At 60.2% G+C, this 23,678-nt stretch carries 18 protein-coding genes and 5 pseudogenes; 16 read left to right on the forward strand and 7 right to left on the reverse strand.

Going from position 1 to position 23,678, the window contains the following annotated elements:
* Both JCM21793_RS12745 and JCM21793_RS12750 read left to right on the forward strand, forming a co-directional pair.
* The coding region (locus tag JCM21793_RS12745; protein WP_025030620.1) for a Ppx/GppA phosphatase family protein at positions 1–1,083 on the forward strand (1,083 nt) is incomplete at its 5' end.
* A 10-nt stretch (positions 1,084–1,093) separates the two neighbouring features.
* Entirely contained in the window at positions 1,094–1,816 is a 723-nt protein-coding gene (locus tag JCM21793_RS12750; protein ID WP_025030621.1) for an RlmE family RNA methyltransferase, read from the forward strand.
* Between the two features lie 17 nt (positions 1,817–1,833).
* On the opposite strand, the pseudogene JCM21793_RS25735 reads toward JCM21793_RS12750, so the two are convergent.
* Positions 1,834–3,248 (reverse strand): annotated as a pseudogene (locus JCM21793_RS25735) (DHA2 family efflux MFS transporter permease subunit).
* Positions 3,249–3,542: 294 nt separating this feature from the next.
* On the opposite strand from JCM21793_RS25735, the gene guaB reads away from it, so the two are divergent.
* Positions 3,543–5,045: an IMP dehydrogenase gene (guaB, locus tag JCM21793_RS12760; protein ID WP_025030622.1), complete on the forward strand. Its 1,503-nt coding sequence runs from the start codon at positions 3,543–3,545 to the stop codon at positions 5,043–5,045.
* A gap of 56 nt (positions 5,046–5,101) precedes the next feature.
* Here the strand turns inward: guaB and JCM21793_RS12765 are convergent.
* Positions 5,102–5,785, reverse strand: a pseudogene (locus JCM21793_RS12765) (MIP/aquaporin family protein); the annotation flags it as partial.
* Between the two features lie 103 nt (positions 5,786–5,888).
* Here JCM21793_RS12765 and JCM21793_RS12770 point away from each other — a divergent pair.
* Entirely contained in the window at positions 5,889–6,308 is a 420-nt protein-coding gene (locus JCM21793_RS12770) for an MAPEG family protein (RefSeq protein WP_007009360.1), read from the forward strand.
* 3 nt (positions 6,309–6,311) lie between these two features.
* Here JCM21793_RS12770 and JCM21793_RS12775 read toward each other — a convergent pair whose 3' ends face one another.
* Entirely contained in the window at positions 6,312–7,223 is a 912-nt protein-coding gene (locus JCM21793_RS12775) for a hydrogen peroxide-inducible genes activator (RefSeq protein WP_007009361.1), read from the reverse strand.
* Between the two features lie 139 nt (positions 7,224–7,362).
* Here JCM21793_RS12775 and katA point away from each other — a divergent pair, with 139 nt between their 5' ends.
* The 10 genes and pseudogenes from katA (at position 7,363) to JCM21793_RS25755 (ending at position 17,896) form a co-directional block, all read left to right on the forward strand.
* Complete coding sequence (gene katA, locus JCM21793_RS12780; RefSeq protein ID WP_025030624.1) at positions 7,363–8,868, forward strand: catalase KatA; 1,506 nt, start codon at positions 7,363–7,365, stop codon at positions 8,866–8,868.
* A 119-nt stretch (positions 8,869–8,987) separates the two neighbouring features.
* Positions 8,988–10,273 (forward strand): annotated as a pseudogene (locus JCM21793_RS25740) (RsmB/NOP family class I SAM-dependent RNA methyltransferase).
* A gap of 18 nt (positions 10,274–10,291) precedes the next feature.
* On the forward strand, positions 10,292–10,747 hold the full coding sequence (locus JCM21793_RS12790; protein ID WP_007009364.1) for a PaaI family thioesterase: 456 nt from the start codon (positions 10,292–10,294) through the stop codon (positions 10,745–10,747).
* Positions 10,744–11,385 carry a 5'-methylthioadenosine/S-adenosylhomocysteine nucleosidase gene (locus tag JCM21793_RS12795; RefSeq protein WP_025030625.1) on the forward strand — a complete coding sequence of 214 codons (642 nt, stop codon included), beginning with the start codon at positions 10,744–10,746 and terminating at the stop codon, positions 11,383–11,385. Before JCM21793_RS12790 ends, JCM21793_RS12795 begins: the two co-directional genes overlap by 4 nt.
* 55 nt (positions 11,386–11,440) lie before the next feature.
* Entirely contained in the window at positions 11,441–13,000 is a 1,560-nt protein-coding gene (guaA, locus tag JCM21793_RS12800) for a glutamine-hydrolyzing GMP synthase (RefSeq protein ID WP_025030626.1), read from the forward strand.
* A 303-nt stretch (positions 13,001–13,303) separates the two neighbouring features.
* Positions 13,304–14,490 (forward strand): annotated as a pseudogene (locus JCM21793_RS25745) (tyrosine-type recombinase/integrase).
* Between the two features lie 292 nt (positions 14,491–14,782).
* Positions 14,783–15,211 carry an AbiEi antitoxin N-terminal domain-containing protein gene (locus JCM21793_RS31500; protein WP_081784705.1) on the forward strand — a complete coding sequence of 143 codons (429 nt, stop codon included), beginning with the start codon at positions 14,783–14,785 and terminating at the stop codon, positions 15,209–15,211.
* Positions 15,112–15,492, forward strand: a complete 381-nt coding sequence (locus JCM21793_RS28275; protein ID WP_081784706.1) for a type IV toxin-antitoxin system AbiEi family antitoxin domain-containing protein — start codon at positions 15,112–15,114, stop codon at positions 15,490–15,492. Before JCM21793_RS31500 ends, JCM21793_RS28275 begins: the two co-directional genes overlap by 100 nt.
* A 2-nt stretch (positions 15,493–15,494) precedes the next feature.
* Entirely contained in the window at positions 15,495–16,412 is a 918-nt protein-coding gene (locus JCM21793_RS12820) for a nucleotidyl transferase AbiEii/AbiGii toxin family protein (protein ID WP_025030629.1), read from the forward strand.
* A gap of 137 nt (positions 16,413–16,549) precedes the next feature.
* Entirely contained in the window at positions 16,550–17,896 is a 1,347-nt protein-coding gene (locus JCM21793_RS25755; protein ID WP_244439747.1) for a hypothetical protein, read from the forward strand.
* Positions 17,897–18,182: 286 nt separating this feature from the next.
* Here the strand turns inward: JCM21793_RS25755 and JCM21793_RS12830 are convergent, their stop codons facing one another.
* Positions 18,183–19,259: a hypothetical protein gene (locus JCM21793_RS12830; protein ID WP_025030630.1), complete on the reverse strand. Its 1,077-nt coding sequence runs from the start codon at positions 19,257–19,259 to the stop codon at positions 18,183–18,185.
* Between the two features lie 411 nt (positions 19,260–19,670).
* On the opposite strand from JCM21793_RS12830, the pseudogene JCM21793_RS28755 reads away from it, so the two are divergent.
* Positions 19,671–19,980 (forward strand): annotated as a pseudogene (locus tag JCM21793_RS28755) (IS3 family transposase); the annotation flags it as partial.
* A 388-nt stretch (positions 19,981–20,368) separates the two neighbouring features.
* Here JCM21793_RS28755 and JCM21793_RS12840 read toward each other — a convergent pair.
* Positions 20,369–20,899, reverse strand: a complete 531-nt coding sequence (locus JCM21793_RS12840) for a DUF3592 domain-containing protein (RefSeq protein ID WP_025030631.1) — start codon at positions 20,897–20,899, stop codon at positions 20,369–20,371.
* A 59-nt stretch (positions 20,900–20,958) separates the two neighbouring features.
* Positions 20,959–21,513 (reverse strand): DUF3592 domain-containing protein, encoded by a 555-nt coding sequence (locus JCM21793_RS12845; RefSeq protein ID WP_025030632.1) that lies wholly within the window; start codon positions 21,511–21,513, stop codon positions 20,959–20,961.
* A 369-nt stretch (positions 21,514–21,882) separates the two neighbouring features.
* On the opposite strand from JCM21793_RS12845, the gene JCM21793_RS12855 reads away from it, so the two are divergent.
* Positions 21,883–22,389, forward strand: coding sequence for a hypothetical protein (locus JCM21793_RS12855; RefSeq protein ID WP_025030633.1), 507 nt, complete (start codon positions 21,883–21,885; stop codon positions 22,387–22,389).
* Positions 22,390–22,493: 104 nt separating this feature from the next.
* Here JCM21793_RS12855 and JCM21793_RS12860 read toward each other — a convergent pair whose 3' ends face one another.
* Positions 22,494–23,603, reverse strand: coding sequence for a helix-turn-helix transcriptional regulator (locus JCM21793_RS12860; RefSeq protein ID WP_025030634.1), 1,110 nt, complete (start codon positions 23,601–23,603; stop codon positions 22,494–22,496).
* Positions 23,604–23,678 lie beyond the last annotated feature (75 nt).

Consider the following 23,678-nt stretch of genomic DNA (forward strand, 5'->3'; position numbering starts at 1 on the left):
GCCCCGCCTCAGCCGGAGACCGGGAAGCCCAACCGGCCTCAGCCGGCAAGGCGGCGCGAATCGGCGCAGGAAGGTCAGCGCACGTCCTATGCCGCGCTCGATCTTGGCACCAACAATTGCCGGCTTCTGGTGGCCGTGCCGACGCGGCCCGGGCACTTTCGCGTGGTGGACGCCTTTTCGCGGATCGTGCGCCTCGGAGAAGGGCTCAGCCTTGAAGGCCGTCTTAGCGAAGCGGCGATGGACAGGGCTGTCACGGCGCTTGGCATCTGCGCGGAAAAGCTCGGGCACCGGAAGCCCCGACGCATGCGGCTGATCGCAACGGAAGCCTGCCGCTCGGCCGATAACGGCGAAGCCTTCATCGAACGTGTGAAACGCGAGACAGGGCTTGCCCTTGAGATCATCGACCGGCAGACCGAGGCCCGGCTGGCGGTTGCCGGCTGTAGCACGCTGGTGGAACGCGGCACGGAGGGCGTGGTGCTGTTCGACATTGGCGGCGGATCGTCCGAGATCGCCCTCGTGGACATTTCGCGGCACCGCACGCCACGGCTCGCCGATCACATCGTCGCATGGACATCACTGCCCGTGGGCGTGGTGTCGCTTGCCGAGCGCTTTGGCGGCCACCATGTGACGCGCGAAACCTTCTTCGCCATGGTCGACGCCGTGGGCGAGATGCTCGACCGGTTCGATGATGGCGGGCGGCTTGCAAAGATCGCTGCAGGGGGGCGGTTTCATCTCATTGGAACGTCTGGAACGGTCACGACGCTTGCCGGCGTTCACCTGGGACTGGCGCGCTATGATCGCCGACAGGTCGACGGGCTGTGGATGGAGCGGGACAATGTCGACCGCATGATCGACACGCTGCTCTCGTGGGATTTCGAACAGCGCAAGGCCAATCCCTGCATTGGCGCGGATCGCGCCGACCTTGTGCTCGGCGGCTGTGCCATCCTAGAGGCGATCCGCCGGCGCTGGCCCTCGGAGCGGTTAAGGGTGGCCGACCGCGGTCTGCGCGAAGGCATGCTGAACGAAATGATGGCCGCCGATGGTGCCTGGCGGCGCCGGCGGCGGATGGGACGAGGGACATGAGGTTGGGCGGATGAGCAAGAAACCGGCCAAGGCGGGCGGCGGTGCACGCGCGCTCAAAACACGGGTCAAGAAGAAGCGCGGCCTGAAAAATTCGTCGCGCCGCTGGCTCGAGCGGCATCTGAACGACCCGTACGTGCATCGCGCGCAGGCCGAGGGCATGCGATCGCGAGCGGCGTACAAGCTGACGGAAATCGACGACCGCCACAAATTGCTTTTTCCGGGGGCACGGGTGATCGACCTCGGTGCGGCCCCGGGAGGCTGGTGTCAGGTCGCGGCCGAGCGTGTTGGATCCACGCCTGAAAACCCGCTCGTGGTGGGCATCGATTATCTGGGCATGGATGCCGTGCCGGGCGCGATCGTTCTGGAGATGGATTTTCTGGACGATGATGCGCCGGAGCGCCTTCTGGAGACGCTTGGTGAAGCGCCGGATCTGGTCATCTCCGATATGGCTGCGCCGACCACCGGGCATCGCCAGACCGACCATCTGCGCACCATGCATCTGTGCGAGACGGCGGCGGATTTTGCGCTTTCCGTGCTGAAACCTGGCGGGCACTTCCTGGCGAAGACCTTTCAGGGCGGCGCCGAAACCGGGTTGCTCGATCAGCTGAAGCGCAATTTCAAATCCGTCCACCACGTGAAGCCCCAGGCTTCGCGCGCCGAATCGGTCGAGCTTTATCTTCTGGCCAAGGGGTTCAAGGGTCGCACCGAAGCCAATCCCGAAAACGACGGGTGAGGGCAGGAGCGGACCAGCTACTCGCCCGCCGGAGCCGGCTCCGTGACCCTGCTTCGGCGTCTGCTGTGACCGGACACCCGGCTGCCGGCTTCTGGCGGCAGGGTGAGAAACGGTACGGCCGCCAGCGCCGAAAGCGCTGCGACGATCAGGAATGCGTTGACGAATGCGTCGATACCCAGCTCCGTTCCGGTAATGAAGGCGGACGCTCCAGGATTCCTCCCCCGACAGCGACACCAAGCGCGATGCTTACCTGCTGGGCTGCCGCTGAGATGGTGGAGGCCTGGCTTGCCTCCCGATCGCCAAGCTCGGCGAAGACCAGAGCGTTGGCCGATGTGAAGAACAGGGAGCGTAGAAGGCCGGATCCGATCAGCACGGTGATGATCACCCAGTGCGGTGTCGCGGGGGTGAAAAGCGCGTTAACGGCGATGCTCGCGCCGCCAAGCAACGATGCGGCGACCAGAACAACCCGGAACCCGCCGCGGCGCAGCGCCGTGGTGGCAATGAATTTCATGGCAATGGCACCGAATGCCGATGCGAACGTCAGAAGACCCGACTGAAACGGGGTGAGGCCGAACACCACCTGAAACATGAGCGGCAGCAGAAATGGCACGGCGCCGACGCCGATGCGGAACAGCGAGCCGCCGATGATCGCCGCGCGAAAGGTACGGTTGGCGAAAAGGCCGAGATTGAGAATGGGACGTGGGGTGCGCAGGGCGTGGCGAATGTAAAGCGCCGTGGCCAGGACGCCGATCACCACGGTGATGACGCCAATGACGGGCGGCAGCGCCGGCAGGCTGATGACCGAGAGGCCAAACACCAGTCCCGACGCGCCGATACTGCACAGCAGGAAGCCGGAAAGGTCCAGTCGCCCGGTTTCTTCCCTTGCGAAATCGGGCAGGACATAACCGGAGATGACAATCCCCAGAAGCCCGATCGGCACATTGATCAGAAAGATCCAGTGCCAGGAAAAATAGGTGGTGACGAAGCCGCCGAGCGGTGGGCCGGCTATCGGACCGATCAGAGCGGGGACGGTCAGCCAGGCCATGGCTTTCACAAGCTGCTCGCGTGGCACCGCGCGCACGAGAACCAGGCGGCCGACCGGTGTCATCATCGCGCCGCCCATGCCCTGCAGAAACCGCGAAAGCACGAACGCCCCCAGCGAATTGGAAAAGGCGCAGGCGATGGAACCGATCACGAAGACCGCGATGGCTATGCGGAAAACCCGCTTGGCGCCGAAGCGGTCAGCCATGAAGCCGCTGATCGGAATGAAAATCGCCAGAGAAACGAGATAGCTCGTCAGGGCGAGTTTCAGCGTTACCGGGCTGGTGCCGATATCGGCAGCGATGGCCGGCAGCGACGTGGCGATGACGGTTGAGTCCATCTGCTCCATGAAGAGCGCGACGGCGAGTATGAGCGGCAGTGTGCGGTTCAAGGCATTCTGTTCCTGTGCCGGTCTGCCGGGTGAAGATGTGGGGGAATGGGCAGTCCGGATCAGCGTCCGGGCTATAGCACCGGGAAGCGCGTCTGTCCTGTGGCAAAGCTGCGGCTGTGTTGGTGCTGTCATGTCGTGTGGACGAAACAATTCTCACGCATTGAAAAAGCACCACCTTTTCAAGCCGGCGCTGACGTGGTACCAGCCAGCGCCAATCCTGAAAGGGAATCACATAAGCGGGGCCGTGCCATTTCGTGGCGGGGTCGCGCGTCCTCTCATTCCAAAGGGTCGGCCATGGCTAAAATCATCGAGACAGCAACCGGCGCCCAGGCGCTCACTTTCGACGACGTGCTCCTGCAGCCCGGCCACTCCGAGGTGATGCCCGGTCAGACGGATGTGCGCACGCGCATTGCCGGCGACATCGACCTGAACATTCCGATCCTGTCCGCGGCGATGGACACGGTGACGGAATCGCGCCTCGCAATCGCCATGGCACAGGCAGGCGGTATCGGCGTCATCCACCGCAACCTGACACCGGTCGAGCAGGCCGAAGAGGTGCGCCAGGTGAAGAAGTTTGAATCCGGCATGGTGGTAAACCCGATCACCATTGGCCCGGATGCGACACTGGCCGAAGCACAGGCCCTGATGCGCGCGCATGGCATCTCCGGCATTCCGGTGGTGGAGAATGGCGGCGCGGGAGGCCATGCGACCGGGCGGCTGGCCGGCATCCTGACCAATCGCGATGTGCGTTTCGCCTCCGACCCCGCACAGCCCGTGCGCGAACTGATGACTCATCGGGATCTGGTGACGGTCAAGGAGGGCGTCGCGCAGGACGAGGCCAAGCGACTTCTGCACCAGCACCGTATCGAGAAGCTTCTGGTCGTCGACGATGCCGGCAACTGCGTGGGCCTGATCACGGTCAAGGACATCGAGAAATCGCAGCTCAATCCACATGCGAGCAAGGACGCACAGGGGCGACTTCGCGCGGCGGCGGCAACCAGTGTCGGCGATGATGGTTTCGAACGCGCCGAGCGCCTGATCGATGCCGGTGTGGACCTTCTGGTGATCGACACCGCCCATGGCCATTCGCAGCGCGTGCTCGACGCCGTTGCGCGAGCCAAGAAGCTCTCAAACACCGTGCGCATCATCGCAGGCAATGTGGCAACCGCGGATGGCACCAAGGCGCTGATCGATGCGGGCGCTGATGGCGTCAAGATCGGCATCGGGCCGGGCTCCATCTGCACCACGCGCATTGTCGCCGGTGTCGGCGTGCCGCAGCTCTCGGCCATCATGTCCGCGGTGGAGGTCGCCGACAGGGAAGGCGTTTCGCTGATCGCCGACGGCGGTATCAAGTTCTCCGGCGATCTGGCGAAGGCGCTGGCAGCCGGTGCATCGGCAGTGATGGTCGGTTCGCTCCTCGCGGGCACCGATGAGAGCCCGGGCGAGGTTTACCTGCATCAGGGGCGCTCCTTCAAAGCCTATCGCGGCATGGGCTCGGTCGGCGCGATGGCGCGCGGTTCGGCCGACCGCTATTTCCAGGCCGAGGTGCGCGATACGCTGAAGCTGGTCCCCGAGGGCATTGAAGGGCAGGTGCCTTACAAAGGCCCGGCCGGCGGTGTCCTGCACCAGCTCACCGGTGGCCTGAAGGCGGCCATGGGCTATGTGGGCGCGGCAAATCTTGGAGAATTCCGCGAACGGGCGACCTTTGTTCGTATTTCGGGCGCCGGTCTTCGCGAAAGCCACGCGCATGACGTGACGATCACGCGTGAAAGCCCTAACTACCCCGGCGGCGCCTGAGGGCGTACTCCAGTTCCTGCTTTCCGAGAAAGGGCCGCAAGGCCCTTTTTCATGGGTCAGGTTCGTTCCATCAGTGTCGTCTTGGCAACGATGCCGGCAACGCCCGCGCCGACAAAGGGGGCGGCGATGAAGAGCCAGAGCTGGTTCATTTCGCGTGCGCCAGAGAAAAGCGCGGGGCCAACGGACCGTGCGGGATTGACCGAGGTGCCGGTGACGGGGATCAGGCACAGGTGAATTGCGATCAGCGTGAGGCCGATGACCATGCCGGACAGCGGGGTCCGGTGCTTCTTCGCGGTTACGCCCAGGATAACGGTCACGAATATAAAAGTTCCCAGCGCTTCGAGTGCGAAGGCGGTGGGCATGGGGGAAAGCCCCGCGCCCTCCCAGCCGTTGGCTGCACGGGATATGGGGGCGACGGCATCAGAACCCTTCGCCATGCCCCACAGTGCTGCGGCAGCGATCACGGCTCCGGCGATCTGCGCGACCATATAGGGCACCACGTCTTTGAGAGGCATGCGACCGGCCAGAAAAACGCCGGCGGTCACGGCAGGGTTGAGGTGCGCGCCGGAGACGGGGCCAACGGCATAGGCCATGGCAATCACCGCAACGCCGAATGAAACGGCAATGCCGAGACCTCCCAGCGGCAGGAGGTTTCCGAACCCGCCGGCGGTGACGCTGGCACATCCCAGGAAGACCAGGCAGAACGTTCCAAAACACTCGGCGACGTAAGCTTTCATGGTTTTGTCCTTGCGATAGCGCCACCCTTGCCAAACGTCGGCGTTTCAACGCTGATGGTAAAATCAGGAATCAGCGTTGGAAGCTGGAAACGGGGAGGAGAGGGGTATGTCCCAACACGCAATCTTCTGGCCGATGATCGCCCATGTCGCGCTCGTTTATGCCGTGTATGTGCTGATCGGCATGCGTCGAAAAAAGGCTGTGGAAACGGGGAGTGCACGCGTTTCCCAGTTCAGGGAGAACCGTGACGAGCCGGCCGAAAGTCTGTTTGTGCGCAACAATCTCGCCAATCAGTTTGAACTGCCGGTGCTTTTCCACGCGGCGTGCCTGGCACTGTTTGTAACGGGCGGGGCCGGGCCGATTGCAGTCTGGCTGGCCTGGGCATTCGTGCTCTCGCGCTATGCACACGCCTGGGTACACGTCACCTCGAACCGGATACGCTTCCGTCAGCCGATGTTCACGCTTGGGTTTCTCGCACTGGGCGCCATGTGGGTGCTGCTTGCGCTGACGCTGTGGAATGCGGGCTGAAGATTACCCGCGTGCGAGCAGAGCCTCGTGCGCCTGAAGAACGGTTTCGCGCAAAGCCGCGAAATCGTCTTTTCGCGGGTTGGACTTGCGGCCCGCGAGGCATATGCTGCGGGAAGGGCTGGGGTCGAGAAACGGCAGCACGCTGACGGACGGCAGAAGATTCGCCGAGGCGCGCGCCATCCGCGGAATGAGGGTAACACCCATCCCATGCGACACCATGTGCAAAAGCGTCGTCAGGCTCGTTGCGCCAAAGGTCTCCATCGTCACTGGTTTGACCCGCCCGCAGATTTCAAGCGCCTGGCCCCGCATGCAATGGCCGTCTTCCAGAAGCATCAGCCGTTCCAGCGCCATGCTCTCCTGCGCCACGGGCGGGGCGATGCGTGCTGCGTCGGCGGTCGGGACCGCAAGGTAGAACGGGTCCGCAAAGAGGAGATCCGGCACAAGCCGGCTGTCTTCGACGGGTTCGGCCGCGATCATGGCGTCGAGGCGACCGGACGCAGTGTCTTCAGCCAGAGCGGCTGTAACAGCCTCGCGCACCTCAAGCCGCAACTGCGGAAATCTCTGCTTCAGGAGTGGAAGAAGCTCGGGAAGCAGATAGGGCGCGATTGTGGGAATGACGCCAAGCCGGAAGCGACCCTCAAGCGCCTTGCGGTCCCGTCTGGCCTCGCCCTCCAGATCGCGAATCTCGGAGAGGATGCGTGCCACGCGCGGCAGCATCGTCTGCGCTTCGGCAGTGAGCCGCACGGCGCCGCTGCCGCGCTCGAACAACCTGAAGCCAAGCTGGGATTCCATTTCAGAAATCTGTGCCGAAAGCGCCGGCTGCGTGACGCCGCAGCTCATGGCGGCGCGTCCGAAATGAAGCGTTTCGGCCAGACGCTCGAAATACTGCATCTGTCTGATGGTGAGGCGTATCATAAGCTTAGATTATCGCATCGAATATCAAAGACAATTGGAATTTATCGAGCGGCGTCGATACCTTAGAATTGTTCCAAGCCACGCCGCAGGTGAGACCGGCAGCCGGGCAAACCGGAGAGCAAGCAAGGGAGTTTCTTTCATGGCAGACAAACGCACGATGACCACGTCTGCTGGCGCCCCCGTCAGCGACAACCAGAATTCCGTGACCGCGGGTGAGCGTGGTCCGGTTCTTCTTCAGGACTACCAGCTCATCGAGAAGCTTGCTCACCAGAACCGTGAACGCATCCCCGAGCGCGTGGTTCACGCCAAGGGCTGGGGCGCGCATGGCGTGCTGAAGATCACCGGCGACATTTCGAAATACACCATCGCCAAGGCGCTGCAGCCGGGCGCGGAAACGCCGATGCTTGCGCGGTTCTCCACCGTTGCCGGCGAACAGGGCGCGGCCGATGCCGAGCGCGACGTGCGCGGCTTTGCACTGAAGTTCTACACCGAGGACGGCAATTGGGACCTGGTGGGCAACAACACGCCCGTCTTTTTCGTCCGCGATCCGCTCAAATTCCCCGACTTCATCCACACGCAGAAGCGTCACCCACGCACCAATATGCGTTCGCCCACGGCCATGTGGGACTTCTGGTCGCTGTCGCCGGAAAGCCTTCATCAGGTCACGATCCTGATGTCCGACCGCGGTCTGCCGACGGCGCCCATGTTCATGAACGGCTACGGCTCACACACCTATTCGCTTTGGAACGACAAGGGTGAGCGCTTCTGGGTGAAATTCCACTTCAAGACCATGCAGGGCCATAAACACCACACCAATGCGGAGGCCGAGCAGGTGGTGGGCAAGACCCGCGAGAGCTATCAGGAAGCGCTCTATGGCACGATCGAGGATGGCGACTTTCCGAAGTGGAAGGTGCAGGTTCAGATCATGCCCGAGGCGGATGCGGAGAAAACCTCCTACAATCCGTTCGATCTGACCAAGGTGTGGCCGCACGCGGAATATCCGCCGATCGATATTGGTGTGATGGAACTGAACCGCAACCCGGACAATTACTTCACCGAGATCGAGAACGCGGCTTTCTCGCCGTCGAACATCGTGCCGGGCATCAGCTATTCGCCCGACAAGATGCTTCAGGCGCGCATCTTTTCCTACGCGGACGCACACCGCTACAGGCTCGGCACGCATTACGAGACGATCCCGGTCAACCAGCCGAAATGCCCGGTTCACCACTATCATCGCGATGGTGAGATGAACACTTTCGGAGGTATCAAGACGGGCAATCCCGACGCATTTTATGAGCCCAACTCCTTTGGCGGTCCGGTCGAGAACCCGGCTGCCAAGGAGCCGCCGCTTAAAATCTCGGGCGATGCGGACCGCTACAATCACCGCATCGGCAATGACGATTACAGCCAGCCCCGCGCGCTGTTCAACCTCTTCGACGAGGGAGAAAAGAACAGGCTGTTCTCCAATATTGCCGCTGCGATGGGTGGCGTGCCCGGTGAAATCATCGAACGCCAGCTTGCCCATTTCGACAAGATCCACCCGGACTATGGCAATGGCGTGCGCAAGGCGCTGAAGGAAGAGCATGGATATGAGGCCAACGCCGTGCCCGTGACCGGCAAGACGCCACAGCGCGCTGCCGAATAGGCAAGGCTGAAAAGGCTTTGATAAAGTGCGGGCGTGGAGCGATCCACGCCCGTTTTACTTGTCTAAAGGCCTGCTTCCGGCTAGCTGTGCGCCATTCGGGTAACCGGCAAAGGTGTCATATGCGACTTGGCGGACGGCTGGCTGCGGCCATTGAAATTCTGGAAGACATTGACCGGCGTTATCGCCCGGCTGCGGAAGCGCTGAGAGACTGGGGCCTGTCCCATCGTTTCGCCGGCTCCAAGGATCGCGCCGCCATTGGCAACCTCGTCTATGATGCGCTGCGCCGCAAGCGCTCGGCGGCCTGGATGTTTCAGGAAGAAAGCCGCGTGCGCTGGCCTTCGGAGCCTTGATGATCGAGGCGGGACATGACCCGGAAGCGCTGAACGGAGCGCTGGCGGAAGACAATTTTGCACCAGCACTGATTTCAGGCGAGGAAGGAGACCGCATCGCCGCGCACCCTCTGGGCGAGGCGCCTGACGGCGTGCGCGCGGAATGCCCTGAATGGTGCGAGCCGCTTCTCAGGCGCGCCTGGGGTGACGACTGGGTGGCCGAGGCTGCGGCCCTTGCGGAGCGCCCGCCGCTCGATATGCGGGTCAACACGCTGAAAGCCACGCGCGAAAAGGTGGCCAAGGCGCTGGCGCGCACCGGCGTTCACGAGAGTGAACTTGCGCGGCAGGGGCTGCGCATCGGCCCGATCGAAGGGCAGGGGCGGCACCCCAATGTGCAGGCAGAGCCCGCTTTTCAAAAGGGCTGGTTCGAGGTTCAGGACGAGGGTTCGCAGATCGTTGCCACTCTCACCGAAGCCGCAGCAGGCATGCAGGTGCTGGACTATTGTGCTGGCGCTGGCGGCAAGTCGCTCGCCATGTCAGCGGCCATGGGGAACACCGGCCAGATTCAGGCTTTCGACGCCGAGAAACAGCGGCTTGCGCCCATTTTCGAGCGCCTGAAGCGGGCGGGCTGTCGCAATGTGCAGGCGGTGGCCGATCAGGAAGTGCTCGCCGCGCATGAGGGACGGCTCGACCTGGTCGTTGTCGACGCGCCATGCACGGGGGCAGGCACCTGGCGGCGCAGGCCAGATGCCAAATGGCGGCTCGGTGAAAAACAGCTCGAGCAGCGGCAGGCGGAGCAGGCCGAAATTCTGCGGCGCGCGGCGCGCTTCGTGCGTTCCGGTGGGCGACTTGCCTATATCACCTGTTCGGTGTTTGCAGAGGAAAACGACGATCAGGTGCGGGCCTTCCTTGAAGCCAATCCGGACTTCCGCCCGGTGGACCATGAGGCACTGTGGGAAAGGCACTTTTCCGGAAAGGCCGCGAAGGCGAGAATTGACAGAACCACGGGCATCGCCCTTTCACCCTGCCGTACGGCGACTGACGGCTTTCATTTTGCCGCACTGGAGCGCGTCTGAGGCAGGCGTGGCGAGACAATGAGCAAAGCAGCAAACCCCATTGATGTCGAGGCCCGCGTTCGCGCGAGCTTCGCCCGTCAGAAAATGATGCAGACCATCGGCGCCGAGCTGACGCTGGTGACGCCGGGCATTGTCGAGATCGAGATGCCCTATGCAGAGGCGCTGACCCAGCAGCATGGATTTCTCCATGCGGGCGTGATCTCCACCGCGCTCGATTCCGCCTGCGGCTACGCCGCCTTTTCCATGATGCCCGAGGACGCGGCGGTGCTGACCATCGAATTCAAGGTCAACCTGCTTGCACCGGGGCGCGGCGAGCGCTTCCTGTTTCGCGGCACCGTCACCAAGCCCGGTCGCACCATCATCGTGGCTGACGGGCAGGCTTATGCCTATTCGTCCGAGGGGGACGCCAAGCTGATCGCCACCATGACCGGAACCATGATGACCATCATCGGACGCGAGGGTATCGAAGGATGACGCGGGCATCAGTGGAGCCGGCGGTGCTCGCCGGAAAGCGCGTTCTCTTCGTCATGGCGGCGGATGCCGAATACGGACCGCATCTGAAAAAGCGTTTCACGCCGCTGATGACAGGTGTGGGTCCGGTGGAGGCGGGGGTGGTCCTTGGTGCGGAACTGGCGCTTCTCGATGCCGAAGGCCATTTGCCGGATCTGCTCGTTTCTCTCGGATCCGCCGGAAGTCGCAGTCTGAAGCAGACGGAAGTCTATCAGGCGACTTCGGTCTCCTACCGCGACATGGATGCTTCACCGCTTGGATTTGAGAAAGGTGTGACGCCTTTTCTCGATCATCCGGCGATCATGCCGCTGACGCATCGCATTCCAGGCATCCCCGAGGCGACGCTGTCGACCGGCGGCAACATCGTTTCCGGTGCCGCCTATGACGGCATCAACGCCGATATGGTGGATATGGAAACCTTCGCGGCGTTGCGCGCGTGCCAGCGATTCGGTCTCGACCTGGTAGCGCTGCGCGGCATCTCCGACGGGGCGGCGGAACTGCAGCGCGTGAACGACTGGACCGAATATCTGCATGTCATCGATGAAAAGCTTGCCGACGCGGTGAACCGCCTCGAACGGGCCATTGCCGATGGCCTGCTGTAGTCAAAAAACGGCCTCGCCGCTTGCACCGAAACGCATCTTTCTCTAAAGGCTCGCCATGACGATATCCAATCCCGACACAGTTCTCATCGTTGATTTCGGCAGCCAGGTCACGCAGCTCATTGCGCGGCGGGTGCGCGAGGCCGGAGTCTATTGCGAAATCGCTCCGTTCCAGTCGGCCGAGGAGGCGTTTAAGCGCCTTACGCCCAAGGCGGTGATCCTTTCCGGCAGCCCGGCCTCTACTGTCGATATCGGCAGCCCGCGCGCGCCGCAGGTGATCTTCGATTCCGGCCTTCCCGTGCTTGGTATCTGCTATGGCGAGCAGACCATGTGCGCCCAGCTTGGCGGTAAGGTCGAAGGGTCCGACCATCGTGAGTTTGGCCGTGCCTTCCTCGAGATCGAGAATGACTGCCCGCTGTTTGAGGGCGTCTGGGCGAGAGGCACCCGCCATCAGGTTTGGATGAGCCATGGCGACCGGGTGACGGCCATTCCGCCTGGCTTCCGCGTGGTTGGCACCTCGACGGGCGCGCCCTTTGCAGCCATCGCCGATGAGGAGCGCAAATATTACGGTGTTCAGTTCCACCCCGAGGTGGTCCACACGCCCGACGGCGCAAAGCTCCTTTCCAATTTCGTGCACAAGATCGCCGGTCTTTCGGGCGACTGGACGATGGCGGCCTATCGCGAGCAGGCGATTGAGGCGATCCGCAAACAGGTCGGCGGCGGCAAGGTGATCTGCGCGCTTTCGGGCGGCGTCGATTCCTCCGTGGCGGCCCTTCTGACGCATGAGGCTGTCGGCGATCAGCTCACCTGCATTCTCGTCGATCATGGCCTGATGCGGAAGAACGAGGCGGCAGAAGTGGTCGCCATGTTCCGCGAGCATTACAACCTGCCGCTGATCCTGGTGGATGCCTCCGACCGCTTCATCGGCGCGCTGGAAGGCGAGAGCGATCCTGAAAAGAAGCGCAAGACCATCGGTCGCCTGTTCATCGAAGTGTTCGAGGAAGAGGCAAAAAAGCTCGGTGGCGCCGACTTCCTGGTGCAGGGTACGCTCTATCCCGACGTGATCGAGAGCGTTTCCTTTACCGGCGGTCCTTCCGTGACCATCAAGTCGCACCACAATGTGGGCGGCCTGCCCGAGCGCATGAACATGAGCCTGGTGGAGCCGCTGCGCGAGCTTTTCAAGGATGAGGTGCGTGTTCTCGGCAAGGAACTCGGCCTACCCGACAGCTTCATCGGCCGTCATCCCTTCCCGGGACCGGGCCTCGCCATCCGCTGCCCCGGCGGCGTGACGCGCGAGAAACTGGAGATCCTGCGTTCCGCCGATGCGATCTATCTCGACGAGATCCGAAAGGCCGGTCTCTACGACGCGATCTGGCAGGCCTTTGCTGTTCTCCTGCCGGTGCAGACGGTGGGTGTGATGGGCGACGGGCGCACCTATGAATTCGTCTGTGCACTGCGGGCGGTGACGTCTGTCGACGGCATGACGGCCGATTTCTACCATTATGACATGGAGTTCCTCGGCCGCGCGGCAACCCGCATCATCAACGAGGTGAAGGGCATCAACCGCGTCGTCTACGATGTGACGTCCAAGCCGCCCGGCACGATCGAGTGGGAATAGCGATTTTCCAAGAGAGGCTGGTGTGAGGAAATTTCCGCCAGCCTTAATTTATTGAAATCAAAAAACTTTCCAACCTGATCTCATTCTAACCAGCCGGCGCCAAATTGGGCATGTAAACCACTTTGAAGGTATCTCTGACGGTATGCCAAAGGCTTGAATTCGGACGCTACAGCGAATACCGTCGAGCCGTTCGGTACTTGTGACGGTATTTTTCGACACCGAACTCACTGATTTAATTGAGAAAAGGCGTGCACAGCAGCTCGTTATCGGGCTGACGGTATTTGCCGTCTTTTGGAGGCCGAGATGCTCACTGATGCAGCGCTTAAGCAGCTGAAACAAAGGGGAAAACCATACAAGATCACCGATCGGGATGGGATGTATGCGCATGTCAGTGCGAGCGGTACCGTCACATTTCGCTACGACTACCGTCTCAACGGCCGAAGAGAAACCATCGTCCTGGGTCGATATGGAAGGGCCGGTATCTCTCTGGCAATTGCGCGTGAGAAATGCCTCGACGCTCGCCGATCGGTGTCCACCCGCTCAAGAGAAGCAGCGTACGAAGCAACGGCTAAAGGAAGCCAAGAGCTTCGGAGAGTTCGGTAAGCGCTGGCTGCAGGAAGCTCGTATGGCCGAAAGCACCCGGTCAATGCGAAAAACCATCTTCAATCGGGACATCTTTCCCGCGCTCAAGAACCGGCTTCTGACGGAGGTAAAACCGGAGGACATCCGGCAGCTCTGTGGTCAGGTCAAGAATCGCGGCGCCCCAGCAACCGCCATTCATGTCCGCGACATCATCAAACAGATTTTCGCCTTCGCCATCCTTCACGGAGAGAGGCTGAAGAATCCGGCCGACGATGTCGGGCCGTCTTCCATCGCGACGTTTGAACCGAGAGACCGTGCATTGTCACCGATCGAAATTCGTATCATGCTAGCATTGCTTGAACAGGTGCCGACGCTTCCGACCATACGCTTGGGATTGCGTCTCATCCTCCTCACAATGGTGCGAAAGAGCGAACTCCAGGACGCGATGTGGGACGAGGTCGACTTCGAAAACGCGGTTTGGAGTATTCCAAAAGAGCGTATGAAGCGCTCCAAACCCCACAGTGTTTATCTCTCTCAACAGGCACTCGACATCATGGTCGCTTTAAAGACCTGTGCAGGCAACTCGCGTTATCTGCTCCCTTCGCGTTACGATGCTGACGCGCCAATGTCTTCCGCTTGTTCAGTTTACGGTTCACGACTTACGCCGCACGGGAGCTACCCTACTCAACAAACTCGGCTTCAACCGCGATTGGATCGAGAAGTGCTTGGCCCATGAGGATAGCCGGTCATCTCGCGGTGTTTACAATAAGGCCGAATACGAGAAGCAGCGTCGTAACATGCTTCAGGAATGGGCCGATCTTGTTGACGCTTGGGCAAAAGGAGAGCTCCGTACTCCGACGATTTTTCCCGCCGATATGAGACTCTTCGCCGCCGACCTGGTCTTGTAGATGTCGGTATGGAGATAGGTGGTAGCGGCGGACCGCTACCGCCAATCCACACACCTACCGGAAATACGCTACAGGCTCCGATTGTCCTCTCGGGCTCTGGCAGCGTAGGTGTGCTTACTGCGTAAAGCTGGAACCAACGTTCTAAAGCGCTCTTTCGCTGACCTGCTCGCCGGGGGAGGAAGGGCTTCATTGTTCCCATCGGGAGAGGAATTATAAAGCTTCACTTTATAAAGCATATTGTTTCTGAAAATTCCTATCTTGACAGTGCAGCACTTCAGCCCAAATATATAGCATGGCTTTAGAAAAGTACGGCCTTTTGAAACAAGTGCTGACGCATGCGCGGCCGGGTCAACCGCTGACAGCGGTCTGGCTTGCCAAGCAGGGCGTGTCGGCGCAGCTTGCCTATCATTACGTTCAGGCGGGTTGGCTCATCAGGCTGGGGCACGGCTGGTTCCTGCGCGCCGGCGATGAACCGGAACTGCTCCTTTCCCTGGCGGCCTGCCGGGCCATTTCCATATCGGCGGCAAGACAGCGCTCGCTTGGCACGGTTATCAGCACAATCTTGCCCATCGCCCCGATACCGAACTTTTCGCGCAAAGCCCGTTCCGCCTGCCTGAATGGATGCAGGCGCATTTTCCGCTCACAGTGCGGAAGCGTCACCTTTTTGACGATGATGACCAGGGCGTTGCGCCATGGCGCGACATGGCGAGTCTGCGGGTAGCCGAACCCGAACGCGCCGTGCTGGAAATGCTGTGGGGGGTTCCGCAACATCAAACGCTGGAAGAGGCCACACATCTCGTCGAAAGTCTCTTCGGCCTGCGTGCGACGCTGATGCAACCGCTTCTGGAAAGCTGTCGCAGCATCAAGGCGGTGCGGCTTTTCCTGAATCTCGCCAAACAGGCTTCCCTCCCCATCATGGAGGAACTTGACATGACCCGGATCCACACCGGATCGGCCACGCCCTATGTACGGCGCCACGCAACCGGCACGATCAGGACCTGACCGTGGATAAACGCTATTTCGAGACCGTGCAGCTTCTGCTCGATGTCGCACCGCTCATTTTTCAGGGTGGGGATTTCGCCATGAAGGGCGGCACAGCCATCAATCTTTTTCACCGCGACATGCCCCGGCTCTCGGTTGATATCGACGTGGTCTACATTCATGGCAATCGCGTGCGCGAGGAAGCGCTCGGCGCCATATCCCAGGCACTGGATCAGGCAGCGACCGAGCTGGAGCGGCGCGGACTTGCCGTCAGGCGGCAGGCCTCGACCGGCACCGGCGATATCAAGTTCTTTGTGCGCCGGGGTCTTTCCGAGGTCAAGGTGGAGGTCAACCCGGTCGGCCGTGGTACGCTGCTGCCCGTGCGTCCGGCCGCGCTCTGCGCATCGGCGACGGATGAATTCAAGCGCATCCTCAGGCTGCCGATCCTGGCGCCTGCGGAACTCTATGGCAGCAAACTTGTTGCCGCGATGGATCGGCAGCACCCGCGCGACTGGTTCGATTGCCTGCTGCTGCGGCGGAATGAAGGGCTGACCACCGACATACGCCAGACATTCGTCGCCTACGTCGCCGCCCACAATCGCCCTATCAACGAAATCCTGACACCGAACCCGCAACCGCTCGAGGCCACCTATCGCAATGACTTCGTCGGCATGACGCGGGATGAAGTCGACCTGGAAGCACTTGAGGAAACCCTCATCTGGTTGTTCGAGGAGTTGCCCAAAAGCCTGACGCGCACGGAGCGGGAATTTCTCATCGGCCTGAAAGCTGGAGAACCCGACTGGAGGCTCATGCCGTTTCCTTCACTGCAACATATGCCCGCCGTGAGATGGAAGCTTGAGAACATTCGCAGGCTGAAGCAGTCCAACCCGCGCAAACACGCTGACCTACTGGCGTCATTGGAAGAGAAATTGCAGATGTGAGGTTATACGCGCCGGACACGCGAAGATCACTGCACCATCGACGAGGAAGACGGATATGCCCAGCAAAAAACCCGTCGAAGGTTTCAAAAAGTTTCAACGAGATCGGCAGTATACCGCAGATGAACGACGAGGGGGCCATGGACGACTTCGCGATAACACCAATTTCACTGACCCGCTTCAACGCTTTGGGCGGGTATGCGCGCCAGCCGGGGTCATTCATTGTTTTCGACGAGCTCGAATTTTTCGAGACCCAGAACGGCGATGTGCTGGGTATCGCGACCCTCGACATCACCGATGAGGATTTCGGCGGCATAGTGCTGGCTCGAGACAGCAAGCTGCGCTTCCGCGGTGTCGATGTCACCGAATTCTGTAAGACCCCCGAGGAAGCACGGGAAGCGCTGTTCGCGGGGATGGCTAAGGCTGCCCAGGCAAATGCGGATCAACACCATCAGGGCGACGAAAAGGGCGCTCCGGTCGATTTCTTCACCCATTTACATGAGGAGAAGCGGCTGAATCCGGCATTTGTCCAACTGACCACGAATGAAGGATACTCTCCGGCACGGGAGATCATCGAGCCGATGATGCGCTGGTACGAGGATGCCGACGGCAACTTCGTCGAGCAGTTCCAGACCACCGGTTTCGACCAGAGGATCTGGGAACTTTACTTGTTCGCCACGCTGATCGAAGCCGGCTTTGACCTGTCACGCGAACGCAATGTACCTGATTTCTGCTGTTCCGGCATGCTGGGGGAACTCTACATCGAGGCCGTGACAGTTGGGCCTACCATCAAGGACGGCGAGATCCTCCCTCCACCGCCGATCAACACACCGGAGGATCTGGAGCACTACGTAAAGGAGTACATGCCGATCAAGTTCGGCAGCGCCCTCTTCTCCAAGCTCAAAAAGCAATACTGGAAACAGCCGCACGTAGCCGGAAAGCCGTTCGTCTTTGCCATCGCTGACTTCTCGGCACCGTTGTCGATGGTGCACTCGCAGCCGGCGCTGGAGCGCTACCTGTTTGGCTATGAGCACACCGGCGCGCTCGATGGTCAGGGCAAGCTGGTGATCACCCCGGTTCAGATCGAAACGCACCAATGGGGTGACAAGGCGCCAATTCCGTCAGGCTTTTTCCGGTTGCCGGAGGCCGCGCATGTGAGCGCGGTGATTTCCAGCAACGGCGGCACGATCGCCAAGTTCAACCGCATGGGCATTCTCGGCAAGTTCGGATCAAAGCAGGTGCTAATCATACGCGAAGGCCTGATGGTCGATCACAATCCCGATGCCATCGAGCCGAAGATGTTTCGCGTGATCGTCAATTCGGCCGGCTATGAGGAGGACTGGATCGAAGGCCTGAACGTTTATCACAATCCGAACGCGAGATCCCACTGCCGATGGAGATGTTCCCGGGCGCCGCTCACCATTTCTGCGACGACGCGGGACAGGTCACAAGCCACACGCCGGAGTTTCACCCGATGTCGTCTGTGACGAAACACTATTATCCGGTCGATGTGGACGAGGTGTTGGCCGAGGTTGGCGACAAGACGCATGCAGTTTGGACCGTGAAGCCTGGACAAGCGGAGTGAACTCCGCAAACTGCCTCCCTAAACACGGAGTGGCTCCTCAAGCTGCGCGGGACCATCGTTTAAAGGAACTGTCCCCTGAACGCCTCCTCCAGCGCCATGCTGGCGCCGCCGTTCGCATTTCAACGTCTGCCTTTCTCACCAATGGGGAATCGGGCCGCGAGCGCCATACGGCGGGTCGTGTTCGCTGATCAAGCCAAGTAGCCTCTGATTTTGGCCTCCCCCTCGGCGGTCATCTCGTCGAGCCGCTCACGGGTGAACGAAACCCGATATTTAGGACGGATTTCTGCAGCCATTGAGACCTTTTGTGCCAAGAGATCACCGATGACTTTCGCCTGTTTTTTCGTCCACCAGGTCGACAAAGGCCCTTCCAACCGGTCACCTGCGGACAACGTGATCGAAAGCCTCATAACCATGTCCGCCACAAGGCGGAGGACGCGGTCCGCCGTCACGAAGATATACCTGTTGCCGACTTTCTCGTGCTCGCGGGCCATTCGGACCACTTCGCTGATGTGGGTCACGTCCCATGCGGCATTCTTGATCCCTGCTATTGCCCGCTCCCGGTCTGCGGCCTCGATTCCCTTCATTGCCCGCCCGATTTTCGGAATGGGAGCAAACAAGTAGGCGGCGAGGACCGCGGCCGGCGCGGCAATGAGGAAGTCTCTCTCCATCCACTCGAGCAGCGCGGCCATCTTGCCGACCGGCTTAAGATCCCCCAAAAGCAATTCACCAACCTTCAACATGGCCACGTAGTTGCGCCTCCAGCGATGCAGCGGGAAAGCTAGGTCGACAGACTCGACCGCAGGTGCCGGTATGGTCGGCACGAAATTATCGCGTCGACCAAGCGCCAAATCGATCCACTGCCTCGCATCGGCGTGATCGGCGACACGAAACAGCGAAAGCTCCCTGTTGGCTGCGGTATTGCCTTGGCTGTGGCCGTATTCGTGAAAAGAGATTGAGGGATCAATGAGGAAGTTCGCCGTTTGCGCGACAGCTAACGTTGTCAGAGCGACTTGGGTGGGGACATCCCGCTTACCCACCCCACCGTCTCGGACCACCTTGACCAGTCGGGACACGATGTTGCGGTCCGGAACGAAAACGGTCTGCAGTTTATCGACATGAGACGCGTAGGTGACAGCATCAAGAGACAAAAGGCCAACTTCCGCCGGTATGAAGGCAGGCACGAGAACCTCGCTGGCGATTAGGAAATCCGCCAGCTTCTCGTAATCCTCTAAAGGGAAGTTTCCAGCGATATAGATCGCGAACAACCTCAGGCCGCCCCTCTATCCTTGATGTCCGGGTTTATCCTTTCTCGCCGACCCTAGCCTGAGTCCACAGGCGGAGGAAATCGGATTATGTTCATCGTTCGTTCAGTGCGACACAGCGGCGCGCTCTCGGCCAGCGATTGGAGTTTCGAGAAATACTGGATCACCGCGCAACACCGTCACAGATCATGCGGGCCAATCGGCCGCACCTGTTCTCCGACAGTGAACAGAGGTTAGCTTATCGCCTGAGCGAGTCGTAGTTCCGTTACCATCTGGCCACGCTGACCGATCGGAATCAGCACAAGGATTTCGAAGTCTTTTGTCGCAAACTGGCCGAGCGTACCGTCTGCCCCAACCTTCGGCCGCAGACCGGACCCGAGGGCGGTGGGGACGGCAAGGTCGATCACGTTACACCGGGAGGAGATTGCCGAGAGCTTGTATTATTCCTGTTCTAAGGAGTTCCTGGAAGCGGGCAAGAACCGGCTGGCAGGCGACACGACCCGTCAGGCGACGGCGCCCGAAGTCAAGGAACTGCGGTCGGAATCTGCAGCCCTGAAGGAGTTGGTCGCCGACCTGACGCTTGAGAACCGGCTGCTCAAAAAAGCATGATCGGGGATGGGGAGAACGACGCATGAGATACTCCGCCTCGGAGAAACTTTAGATTATCCGGACGGTGGAAGCCCCGCATCTGCCGATGAAGCAGACGCTCGCCAGGATCGGTGTTCGGACCGATCTGCACAGTTTCCGGCTCATCGGACAGGTAGCGGATCCGGACAGTATCACCCGGTTCGACCGTTCTGTGAAACTCGGCTGAAACCGGTGCTTCAGCGGTAAAGGTCTGGCCATCGACAAGGAATCGGACCTGGCCACAATACCGATACCGACAGTTGGCCGGACTCGATGCCTTACACGACGCCCCCTTGTGCCCCCGGCTGGCAACATAGGTCGCTGTTGTCGTTATGCCGGCGCGCTCGAATGCAGAGGTGCGTGTTTGCTGGTCGCAAATGCCGTAGCCGACAAGCGCGATGAAGATGCCAGCTATACCCGCCATATAGAGATAAACGAAAAGCGCGGTCCTCTTCTCCTTGATCTGCATCAAATGCCCGCTGTCATTAGCCGTTGTTTCTTGATGGAACTGTTTGTGTGCCGCCTCTAAGCCAGCGTAACAACAGCATGGCTCCCAGAAAGGAGGGCAGTAAAGCTGGGAGCGTAATTCCAGCAATCATGGACGGCAGCGCCCAAAGCGCCTCGAAATTATCGAGCTTCACATCCGCCTTACGATCCGGGAGATAGAGTATCTCGTGGATCGAGCCGACTTCGAAGTCCCAATTGGGAGAAGATTGCCCGGTGCTGGCCTCTATCAGGGAGCCATCGGAGATTTGGTAACGGAAAACCGGGCTGTAAGTCATTTTGCTTTCAGACCAAGGCGTTGTGTCTTCCCATTCATAAACCCGGGTGACCTCTCCGGTCGTGCGTTCCGCATTCCCAACAAATATCAGCGTGATACAGGCCAGATAGGCTGACGCACAAAAGAAACCGACCGGCAGCAGGAAGATCAGGAACCATATGCGCCATGAAGCTTCCCGTTTTCCATTGCGCGTCTGCAGCAGCCACCAGCCCCAAGTTGGTAGGAAGATAAACATGATAAAATAGCTCCCGGCAGTGAATATACGCCGCGCAGCAACTTGCCGAGCGTCTGGAATTAATCGGCCGATATTGGCTGGGCGGCCGCCGAATTTTTGGCGGCAATTTTAGCGACTCGATGAAAAAGGTAGCCGGTGCCAAAAAAGAAAACCGCGATAAGTGCGGGCACGATTATGCTCCAAGAGATGCACTTCTTGTCGATGTGGTTTTCTTCAGGGGTGCCCGGCAGATAGCGAACGGCGATTGTTTCGTCAGCGGAGAGATCACGATAGAATGCCTCTGAAACCCTGCGTTCCCGCTGGTATTCCTGGCCATCGGCGTTGAACTTGTAGGTCACGTAATAGTCCGTCCGCAGCCTCGCATCCAAGACAGTACCGCTGCCGCTGCCATAGGTTCGAACCGTGCGATAGGTATCCGTGCGCATATCTACAACGGTTGCCTGACCATCGGCACCGAAGATTGCCATGCGAACCGCATCGAAACTGGTGAACGCAAGAGCCAGGCACGACAGAAGCGCTACGACAAAAAGGAAGGTGCTGAAATAACGCAGCACTTTGGCACCGCGATCTGGCGGCGTATTGTCTTTGCCATGTTGGGCCGCGGTCCCAGGCATTGGCAGCTCCTGTCGTTTGGCTCTTAAGCCGAGAAACCCCAGTCGGGCACTTTGCAGAAGCTCCGCTTATCCAGGCGTACAAATATCTTCATGTTTTCAATGCCTAACGTTACTTTGCCGATCTCAGCCTGATCAAAAACTACAGCAAGCGAAATCATCGCGCATCGCACAAACGTCGCATGCGGGATGAATTCTGCATAGCTAGCTTGGCTCAGAGTCGGATGGCCGACCGGATTTGGAGAACGCACCTTCCGAGGATGGCAAGAAAACCAGCGAGGGCTCGCTTCTGGGCGGTGCAGTGGGCTTGTTCCAGAAGCGATAGCCGATAACACGGCCCCCTGGCACCGAAGTCATAATGGAGGGAATTCTATGAAGAAGGTATTTTGCAGCGCGGCGATGGCGGTGGCAATGACCACACTCCTTGGCGTGCCTGCCCTCGCCGGGGGAGGGTGGTCGTCGAACACCGAGCCGGAAGTACATTCCAACGCGTTTAAATCCTGCAATTTGCTGTGGTCCAGCGGGCGGGAAACAGGCCTTGCTCTTGGCGTTATGACGGACGGATCGAATTCTGTTTACCCGCTTCTCCTCACGTTGCGCAAATCCGACGCCGCGCCCGAGGTGATGGAGGCAAGGATTGCGTTCGATGGTGAGAGCCTGTTGTCCATGCGCCTGGACAAATACAAGGACGAAGATGCTGGACAAGTGGACCGGTACGGGGCTCGCCTTGCCAGCAGAGATGACATCGACGCCGTGCTTGAGCGCCTTTCCTCGGGAAATGAGATGTCCATTGTAATAGGATCGAATGGACTGCCCATTCCACAGGTGGGTTCGGCTGCTGCTGTGGAGGTGTTTGAAAGCTGCCTTGCCAAACTCTGACAGATGGAACCTGCTCCCGGTTCCCTCGGCATGAGGGCTTCGATCAGTTGCTGAGTCCGATGTATGCGGCGGATTTCGAGGCACCGATACTCACGCCATCTCGATCAGTATGCTCTTCCGTGGTCCATCAGAACCTTGATCAGTTCAGCCTGACGCACCACCCCGGCCTTTTCAAAAATGCTTGAAAGTTGTGTACGTGCGGTATTGATCGAGATGCCGCAGCGCTTGGCCGCAGCGGCACGCCCATCTCCCTTCAGCATTTCAAGTGCAAGCTTTGCCTCGGCGGGCGTGAAGCCGAAGTTCTTTTGCAAGGCGTCGGCGTGCTGACGCCGGCGGCGGCCAGGATCGTCAATGAGGAGGATTGCGGCAGGCCGCGGCTCGCCGGGCGCCACGCCTGCGATGCGGAAAGGGCTGATATCGACAGTAAGGGTCGTGTCTGGCTGGGTTGGATTGAGGTCAATCCTTCGTCCGGCCGGCGCGTTGAACCTCGTTTGGGAACAGGCGTTGACGGCCGCGCTCAGTGCGGCATCGGCGCTCGCATTGGCAAAGTGAATTCGCCCGTGCACGACATTTATGCCGGAGCGCGCTGCAAAGAGCTGTTCGGCTGCGTCGTCGGCAAAAAGGACGCGCCGCATGGCATCAACGATGATGGTGCCTGTTTGGTGGGTGCCAAAGCCGGCGTTCAGGGCCGCCTTCTCAAAAGCCATCCGTTGGAGCCGACGGGCAATGTCGGCCGATCGGATCAAGTGTGGGACAAGAAGCAGAAAGCGGTGCCTTGTATCGTCTTCGATCTCGTCACGACGCGGCGAAGCTTGCAGAACGACGCTGGCGAATCCGTCGTTGTCGGTAAACAGATTGGTGGCGACCCGCTCGGCACCCAAACCTGAATCGTGCCAATAGTCGTTGTAAAATCGGCTGGCAAAGAACTTGGCGCGGCCAGTGTCGTCAAGGCTGGTCACTTGTCCGACCGGCATTCTTGCCGTCGCTTCGGCGGTCGGATCATGCTCCCACCAATGGTCTGCATAGTCTGAAACGACCTGAGGGTCTGCGCGGGGTGTTACAACCGACGAATAATTGATTTGTGGGTCAGTGGCGACGAGCGCGGCATTTTCTACGCCGGTATAATCGGCGATGGCGCATAACAGTTCCGGCCAGATTTCGGCATCAAATGCCGCGTCGTAAATTTGTCCGACGATCTCTGTCGCGCTCGCCATCGCTTCCCCCTTGTTCGCCTGACGGCGACGCGGCGTCGGAACACTGCCAAATATCGCTTTCCGGAGGAGAATGGC

Source organism: Nitratireductor aquibiodomus NL21 = JCM 21793, from assembly GCF_000615975.1.
GTDB lineage: Bacteria > Pseudomonadota > Alphaproteobacteria > Rhizobiales > Rhizobiaceae > Nitratireductor > Nitratireductor aquibiodomus.